6 protein-coding genes are annotated in these 8,109 nt (G+C 70.0%); 5 read left to right on the top strand and 1 reads right to left on the bottom strand.

Going from position 1 to position 8,109, the window contains the following annotated elements; genetic code table 11:
* The 4 genes from AN218_RS25140 to AN218_RS25125 form a co-directional block, all read left to right on the top strand.
* A partial coding sequence (locus tag AN218_RS25140) for an FtsK/SpoIIIE domain-containing protein (RefSeq protein ID WP_275936996.1) occupies positions 1–1,239 on the top strand: 1,239 nt, incomplete at its 5' end.
* 242 nt (positions 1,240–1,481) lie between these two features.
* Complete coding sequence (locus tag AN218_RS25135; protein WP_244900688.1) at positions 1,482–2,813, top strand: ABC transporter substrate-binding protein; 1,332 nt, start codon at positions 1,482–1,484, stop codon at positions 2,811–2,813.
* A gap of 148 nt (positions 2,814–2,961) precedes the next feature.
* On the top strand, positions 2,962–4,341 hold the full coding sequence (locus tag AN218_RS25130) for a carbohydrate ABC transporter permease (RefSeq protein WP_070019206.1): 1,380 nt from the start codon (positions 2,962–2,964) through the stop codon (positions 4,339–4,341).
* Positions 4,338–5,294 carry a carbohydrate ABC transporter permease gene (locus tag AN218_RS25125; protein WP_070019205.1) on the top strand — a complete coding sequence of 319 codons (957 nt, stop codon included), beginning with the start codon at positions 4,338–4,340 and terminating at the stop codon, positions 5,292–5,294. The genes AN218_RS25130 and AN218_RS25125 overlap by 4 nt, the downstream gene beginning before the upstream one ends.
* A 114-nt stretch (positions 5,295–5,408) precedes the next feature.
* On the opposite strand, the gene AN218_RS25120 is transcribed toward AN218_RS25125, so the two are convergent.
* On the bottom strand, positions 5,409–6,386 hold the full coding sequence (locus AN218_RS25120; protein WP_079132565.1) for a class I SAM-dependent methyltransferase: 978 nt from the start codon (positions 6,384–6,386) through the stop codon (positions 5,409–5,411).
* Between the two features lie 413 nt (positions 6,387–6,799).
* Here AN218_RS25120 and AN218_RS25115 point away from each other — a divergent pair.
* A partial coding sequence (locus tag AN218_RS25115; RefSeq protein ID WP_141747689.1) for a glycosyltransferase family 4 protein occupies positions 6,800–8,109 on the top strand: 1,310 nt, incomplete at its 3' end.

The following is an 8,109-nucleotide window of genomic DNA, read 5'->3' as shown; positions in this document are numbered from 1 at the left end:
GGCGGCCAGGACGCCGCGGCCGTACGGGAGTCGGGCACCGCACGGGAGACCCCGGCGAGGCCGGGAGCCGCCCGCGCCCGCCTCGTCTTCGGCGCGGGCCCCCGGGGCTCCGTGGAGGCGGAGCTGACCGCGGCCCGCGGACACGCACTGATCACCGGGCCGCCCGGCTCCGGCAAGACGGAGCTGCTGTGCTCGCTCGCCGCGTCGCTGTCCGTGGGCAGCCCGCCCGACCGGCTCCAGTTGGTGCTGCTGGACGGCGACGGCTCCGCGGGCGAGGGCCTGCACACGTGTCTCGAACTGCCCCATGCCAAGCACCACTTGGCGGCCAGCGACCCCGGGCGCATGCGGGAGTTCGCCCAGTCCCTGAGCGGCGAACTCAAGCGCCGCGCGGAGCTGGTGGGGGTGGAGCAGACCGACGAGACGTTCGCACGTGCCGCGGCGCCCCGCGCGGAACAGCAGCCTCCGGCGTCTCCGCGGCATCCCGGGCAGTCCCCCACGGGGAGCGAGGACGTCCACGCGGCAACCCGCGGGGAGTGGGGCACGCTCAGGCTCCGTACACAGCCCGGTCCCGTGCAGGGCCGCGAATCGGACGAGTCGGCCGGTGCCACCGCCGGCGGCGCAACCGGCGCGGGCGACGCGCGCGTTCAACACTTGGACGCACGAGCTGCCCTTCTTCCCAGAATCGTCATCCTTGTCGACGACTTCGACACACTCGCCGACCCCTCGCTGGGCAACCCGGGCCGCCCCGCCGCCGGTTCGGTGATGCGCGCCCTGGAGAGCGTGGCGAGGGACGGCGCGCGCCTCGGGATGCATCTCGTGGCGGCGAGCGGGCGCCCCGACCGTACGGCGGGCACGGCGGTGGCCCAAGCCGCCGCGCTGCGCGCCGAGTTGTCCCGGCAGGGGTCCGAAGGCCCGGGCGGCGAGGGCTCCGTGCCCGGCCGCGGCAGGCTCGTGGAGGCCACGGGCGCCGCCACGGACTTCCAGGCCGGACGCATCACGGGCCGCATTCCGCGCACCGCGACACAGCGTCCGACGGTCGTCCCGCTGGACTGGACACGCGCCGGCGACCCGCCGACTCGCCGCCCCGTACGGGAGCTTGGCAACGGCCCCACGGACCTCGCGCTGCTGGCGAGCGCAGTGGGCCGGGCGGCGCAGTCTCTCGGGGTGGACCGACAGGAATCGGACACACCCGCGCGGAACAGATCACGGAGTGGTCAAGATGAGGTTCTTGAAAGCTGACAACGTATTGCGGCCTCTCCGCGTTCAGGCGTAGGACTTTGCGCACGGGACTGAGGGCGTAAACCAGAAGCCCTCTGCCTTGTGACCAAACGGCGCGGCGGCCGGAACCCGGAGCCGTGCCTCCGATGGGGACGGCGGGAGCTATGCGTAATACGGGTCGTGCGACTGGTGCTTCGGGTACCGGAAGCCACACCAGCATCTTCAGCAAGACCGGCACCACCAGGGCGGCTGCACGTGGCGCGGTGGCGCTGTGCGCCGTCGCAGCACTCTCGCTGACGGCCGCCTGCGGCGGCTCGGGAAGCGACGACAAGGGAGAGGGAAGCGGCTCTTCCCAGGCGGACAAGAGCACCGTCAAGCTTCCCAAGCTCAAGGGCGAGAAGGTCCAGGTCGCCGCCGTCTGGACGGGCGACGAGGGCAAGAACTTCACCAAGGTCGCCGAGGCGTTCGAGAAGCGCACCGGCGCGGAGGTCGAGGTCACTCCCACCGGCGACAACGTCGAGACGTTCCTCGGCTCGAAGATCGAGGGCGGCGCGCCGCCGGACGTCGCGATGCTTCCGCAGGTCGGCGTCCTCAACCAGTTCGCCAAGAAGGGCTGGCTCAAGCCGCTCGACAAGGCCACCAAGGACCAGCTCTCCAAGAACTTCTCCAAGGGCTGGCAGGACCTGGGCTCCAGTGACGGCAAGCAGTACGGCGTCTACTTCAAGGCCGCCAGCAAGTCCCTGATCTGGTACAACTCCGGCGCCTACCAGAACGCGGGCGTCAGCGAGGCGAAGACCTGGAAGGACTTCGTCAAGAACGCCCAGACGGTCGCCGACTCCGGTGTCGAGCCGGTCTCCGTCGGCGGCGGCGACGGCTGGGTCCTCACCGACTGGTTCGAGAACGTCTACCTCTCGCAGGCGGGCCCGGAGAAGTACGACAAGCTCGCCAAGCACGAGATCAAGTGGACCGACCCCTCGGTGAAGAAGGCGCTGACGACCCTCGCCGAGCTGTTCGGGAAGAAGGAGCTGCTCGCCGGCGGCAACAAGGGCGCGCTCCAGACGGACTTCCCCACGTCCGTGACGAAGGCGTTCGACTCGACCGACACCCCGAGCGCCGCGAGCGTCTTCGAGGGTGACTTCGTCGGCATCAACGTCGCCAACGACACCAAGGCGAAGATCGGCAAGGACGCCAAGGTCTACCCGTTCCCGGCCGTCGGCAGCGACGCCCCGGTCATCACGGGCGGCGACGCGGCCGTCGCGCTGAAGGACAACAAGGCCGCACACGCCTTCCTGACCTTCCTCGCCTCGCCCGAGGCCGCCGCGGTCTGGGCGCAGCAGGGCGGCTTCATCTCGCCGAACAAGAACCTCGACGGCAAGGCGTACCCGAACGACGTCCAGCGCAAGATCGCCAAGGCTCTGGTCGCCGCCGGCGACGACTTCCGCTTCGACATGTCCGACCAGGCCCCCGCCGCGTTCGGCGGCACCAAGGGCAAGGGTGAGTGGAAGGCCCTCCAGGACTTCCTGAAGAACCCGAAGGACGTGGCGGGCACGCAGAGCGCCCTCGAAGCGGCCGCGGCCAAGGCGTACAAGGACTGAAGCCGGCGCCGGTTCACAGCACCTCTGAGGGCCGGCGGTCGAACCACCGGTGCCGGGCCCGTCGTTGGCGACGTGCCCGGCACCGGTGACGCCGCAGCACCCGGCCCACCTCTTCCACATCCGGCCCCGGACAAGGGACACCACCGTCATGCCCACCCCTACCGCGCCACCGCCGACGCCTTCGGGCCCGGCGGCAGTCGCCACCTCGGAGGCCCCGGCCTCACGGGCCAAGAACGCCTCCGTCTCCGTGATGCGTTCGCGGCCCTGGATCGCCTTCGCGTTCCTGCTGCCCGCGATGCTGCTGCTGAGCGCGCTCGTCATCTACCCGATCCTGTACTCGGTCTTCCGCAGCACCCTCGACGCTTCCGGATCGAGCTTCATCGGGCTCGGCAACTACGCCGAGGTCTTCACCGACGACGACATCCTCACCGCGTTCAAGAACAACATCATCTGGGTCATCGTCGTCCCGTCCGTCTGTACGGCACTGGGCCTGATCTTCGCCGTCCTGACCGAACGGGTGCGCTGGGGCACGGCGTTCAAGCTCATCATCTTCATGCCGATGGCGATCTCCATGCTCGCCGCGGGCATCATCTTCCGCCTGGTCTACGAGCAGGACCCGCAGCAGGGCGTCGCGAACGCCGTCTGGGTCGGCGTCCACGACACCTTCGCGGACTCCTCGGCCTGGCCGGGCGCCCGGCCGCGGCCCAACGCCGATCTGGCCAAGTCCGGCAAGGGCGACTTCACCACCAAGTCCTCGGTCTCCGCCTCCGATCCGGCCAACCTGGCGCTCGTCGGCGTCCCGCCCAAGGAGGTCGCGGGCGCGTCCCAGGCCAAGGAGGCGACGCCCGGCGGCGGCAAGGTCACCGGCACCGTGTGGCTCGACTTCGCGCCCGGCGGCGCCGGCAAGCCCGACGTCATCGACGGCAAGGAGAAGGCCCTCGAAGGCATCAAGGTCGAGGCGGTCAAGGGCGGCAAGGTCGTCGGCACCGCCGAGACCGCGAAGGACGGCACCTTCTCGCTGCCGGCCGCGGCGGACGGGGCCAAACTGCGCCTGCCCGCCTCGAACTTCGCGGCTCCGTACAACGGCATCGACTGGCTCGGCGAGACGCTGGTGACGCCCTCGATCATCGGCTCGTACATCTGGATGTGGGCCGGTTTCGCGATGGTGCTGATCGCCGCCGGACTGGCGGGCGTACCACGTGAGTTGCTGGAGGCGGCGAGAGTCGACGGCGCCAACGAGTGGCAGGTCTTCCGCAAGATCACCGTGCCGGTGCTGGCTCCGGTCCTCGGCGTCGTCGTCGTCACGTTGATGATCAACGTGCTGAAGATCTTCGACCTCGTCTACATCATCGCGCCCAGCGCGAGCCAGAGCGAGGCCAACGTCCTCGCCCTCCAGCTGTATCTGTCGTCCTTCGGTGCCGGGGCGAACCAGGGCGTCGGCAGCGCGATCGCTGTCATCCTGCTCCTGCTCGTCCTGCCGGTGATGGTCGTCAACATCCGTCGCCTGCGAAGGGAGACCCGCCGATGACTGCCGTCAGCGCGACGCAGCCCGATCCGACCGCCGCTCTCAAGGGGGCTGAGACACCGCCCTCCGGGGAGCGGAAGTCCTCCGTGGCCTCGCGGCTCGTCTCTCTCACCGGGCACTGGGCGGTACGTCTGGGTCTCGTCGTCATCGCACTGATCTGGCTGATGCCGACCGTCGGGCTGCTGACCTCGTCGCTCCGCAGCCCCGAGGACATCGGCGTCTCCGGCTGGTGGAGCATCTTCCACTTCAGCTCCAGCTTCCCGTGGGTGCTCGACGCGGGGCAGTTCACCGGGGAGAACTACAGCTCGCTGCTGTCCAACGACCTGGTGACGGGCTCGCTGTTCACCACGCTGCTGATCACCATCCCGTCCACGCTGACGGTCGTGGTCATCGGCGCGCTCGCCGGATACGCCTTCGCGTGGCTGGACTTCCCCGGGCGCGACTGGTTCTTCCTCATCGTCGTCGGCCTGCTGGTCGTGCCGGTGCAGGTGGCGCTGATTCCGGTCGCCAAGCTCTTCAACGCGGTCGGGCTGTTCGAGACGACGGCCGGGGTCGTCATCTTCCACACGGCCTTCGGCCTGCCGTTCGCGGTCTTCCTGCTCCGCAACTTCTTCGCGGAGATCCCCCGCGAACTGCTGGAGGCCGCACGCCTGGACGGCGCCGGGGAGGTCCGCCTCTTCACCCGCGTGGTGATGCCGCTGGGCGGTCCGGCCATCGCGTCGCTGGGCATCTTCCAGTTCCTGTGGGTGTGGAACGACATGCTCGTCGCGCTGATCTTCGCGGACTCCAGCAATCCGCCGATCACGGTCGCGTTGCAGCAGCAGGTACGGCAGTTCGGCAACAACATCGACGTGCTGGCGCCCGGCGCCTTCGTCTCGATGATCATCCCGCTGATCGTCTTCTTCGCGTTCCAGCGTCAGTTCGTCTCGGGAATGATGGCCGGCGCCGTGAAGTAGGGCCGTACGTCCGGGCGTTGCGGCCCGGCACCCGTACGGCTCGGCAACACGGCACGGCTGAGCACGACGCAGCACAACAGCACAGTGGACGACGCGGGGCAGCCGCCCCTCCCGTCATCTGCCCCGGCCGCCCCGCAGCGCCCGCGACAGATGACGGGAGACCACGGGCGGCAGCACCTCGCGGGCGGCCTTGCGGGAGAGCGCGGAGAGCGCCGCTCCCCTGCCGCGCCCCGCGTCGTCCCTCCCGAAGTCCCGGGCTCCGGCCCGGGACTTCGCATGCCGGGAGACGGGCAGCTCCGGCTGCGCCGCCTTGTCCGCGCCCACCAGCAGCAGCCGGTGCCCGGCCACGTCCTGCCACTGGAGCCAGCAGTCACCGCGCTCGCGCAGCCGGTCGTGCAACTCCTGCTGTACGGGGGCGGGGTCGCCCCATGTGCCGTAGAACTTCTGGGCGCTCACACACACCGGACGCAGCCCGTCCTCCAGCACGGCCTGCCATGTCGCGCAGGCCACGCCGGGCGTGTGCGACGAGCGGTAGTCGTCGAGGACGACGATGCCCTCCGGTGTGAGCGTGCCGCGCGCGGCCGCGATGTCACCGCGTACGTGCTCGTAGAGATGCGACGCGTCGACGTGTACGAACCGGCAACTGTGCGGGGCGACTTCGCCGGGCACGACGGAGGTCGGCGCGTGCAGCACACGCGGCAGCTCGTCGTGGAAGGAGAGGAAGTTGCTCTCGAAGGCTTGCCGCGTCAGCGTCGCGTACGAGCCGCGCATCTCACGCTCGTTGCTCTCGGTGGGCGCCTCGGAGCCGAAGAGGTCGCAGACCGTGAACGTCTCGTCCTGACGCAGATACGCGCGCAGCATGATGGCGCTCTTGCCCAGATAGGCGCCCATCTCCAGCAGGTCGCCGCGCTGTTGGAGGGTGCGCTGCCGTGTCAGCAGCCAGTCGAAGAGCAGGACGTCGGTGTTGTAGAACCAGCCGCGTACGTCGCGGAACGAGCGGGGCAGCGGCAGCCGGTCCTCCCCGTCCGCCGCGGCGTCGCTGCGGTCGGTGTCCTGTACGGCGGCGGCTCGGGGCGTTGAGGCGGGAGTCATGGAGAGCGCTTCTCCTCGTACGGCGGGACGGCGGAACAGGGGCGCACGGGCCGGAGAATCCACGGAATCCACGGCGCCCACAGCCTGTATATGAGGCATACGCCCCCGTACGCACGCGCTGAAGGCCGCTGCGAACAGGGCTTCCGCCGACCGACGTCCGGTGTCCACCGACGGTTCAGCCGGTGTTGGGACCCGCGGACGGCAACGCCAGTGCGCGGTGCGCGCCGTGGCGGATCCGTCCGCGGAAGCGCCGTACGTCCCCGTACCGGTGAGGCGGCGCCGCGGCCCACCGTCCCGCCGAACACGTCGCTTTCCACCCTGCTGGCTATTTTCTGATCAGCTATGGACAATACTGCCGATATAGGGCATTTCGCATGCCAATTCTCGAGCGGCACCTGTGAGGAATGGGCCAGATGAAGTTCGTCTTTCTGCTGGACAACGCCTATGGAATCGGCGGAACGATCCGTTCCACGGTGAACCTCTCCCGGGCGCTCGCCGATCGCCACACCGTCGAGGTCGTCAGTCTCCGGCGTACGGTCCGGGACACCGCTCTCACCTTCGACCCCCGGGTCCGGATGACCCACCTCCTGGAGCTGCGCCGCGGCGAACGCGACTACGACGGCGACGACCCCCGCTTCCGCGAGGCCAGCCACCGCTTCACCGAGGGTGCCGACCACTTGCAGCGCGGCGTCGCCACACACCTGGGCGACGTACGCGTCGAGGAGTTCCTGCGCGAGACCGACGCCGACGTCGTCGTCGCCACCCGCCCCAAGATCAACGACTATCTGGCGGCGTACGGAAGCGACCGCTATCTGCGCATCGGCCAGGAACACCTCACGCACGCCATGCACAGCGAACACGTGCGCTCCCACCAGGACGCGGCCATCCCGCAGCTCGACGCGTTCGTCACCGTCTCCTACGCCGACGCCGCCAACTACCGTGCCGCGATCACCGGCAGCGGCACCGAGACCGCCGACGGCGACGCCCTCATCACCTGCATCCCCAATGCCGTACCGGCCGTCGACGTCGAACCCTCCGACGGCGAGAGCAAACTGATCGTCGCCGCGGGCCGGCTGATCAAGGTCAAGCGCTACGACCGTCTCCTCAAAGCCTTCGCCCTCGTCGCCGAGCGGCACCCGGACTGGCGGCTGCGGCTGTACGGACGCGGACGGCAGCAGGCGGCGCTGCGGGCGCGGATCGACAGCCTCGGACTGTACGACCGCGCCTTCCTCATGGGTCCGCACGCCCCCATCGAGGCCGAGTGGGCCAAGGGCGCCGTCGCCGCCGTCTCCTCCGACGCCGAGTCCTTCGGGATGACGCTCGTCGAGGCCATGCACTGCGGGGTCCCGGTGGTCAGCACGGACTGCCCGTACGGACCCGGCGAGATCATCAGCAACGGGCAGGACGGACTGCTCTCGCCGCTCGGCCCGACGGAGAAAGACACCGTCCGCGCCTACGCGGACGCGCTGTGCCGGCTGATCGAGAATCCCGAACTGCGGTACCGCATGAGCCAGGCCGCGCTGGAGAAGGCGGCCCGCTACGCGCCGGAGCGCATCGCCGGGGAGTACGAACAGCTCGTGGAGAAGCTGCTGGAGCAGCGGGCGCGGCGGGGCGTGCGGGTGGGCGTGGGCGCCGACAGGGACGAGGGCGCCGACGCCGGCGCTCGCGAGGGCTTGGACAGGGGCGCTGACGGGGGCGCGGAGGAGGCGGGCGCCGCCGAGAG

This window comes from Streptomyces nanshensis, assembly GCF_001751255.1.
GTDB classification, from domain to species: Bacteria; Actinomycetota; Actinomycetes; order Streptomycetales; family Streptomycetaceae; genus Streptomyces; species Streptomyces nanshensis_A.
Note: the sequence above shows the minus strand (reverse complement) of the source record. Positions and strands in the feature narration are given on the sequence as shown.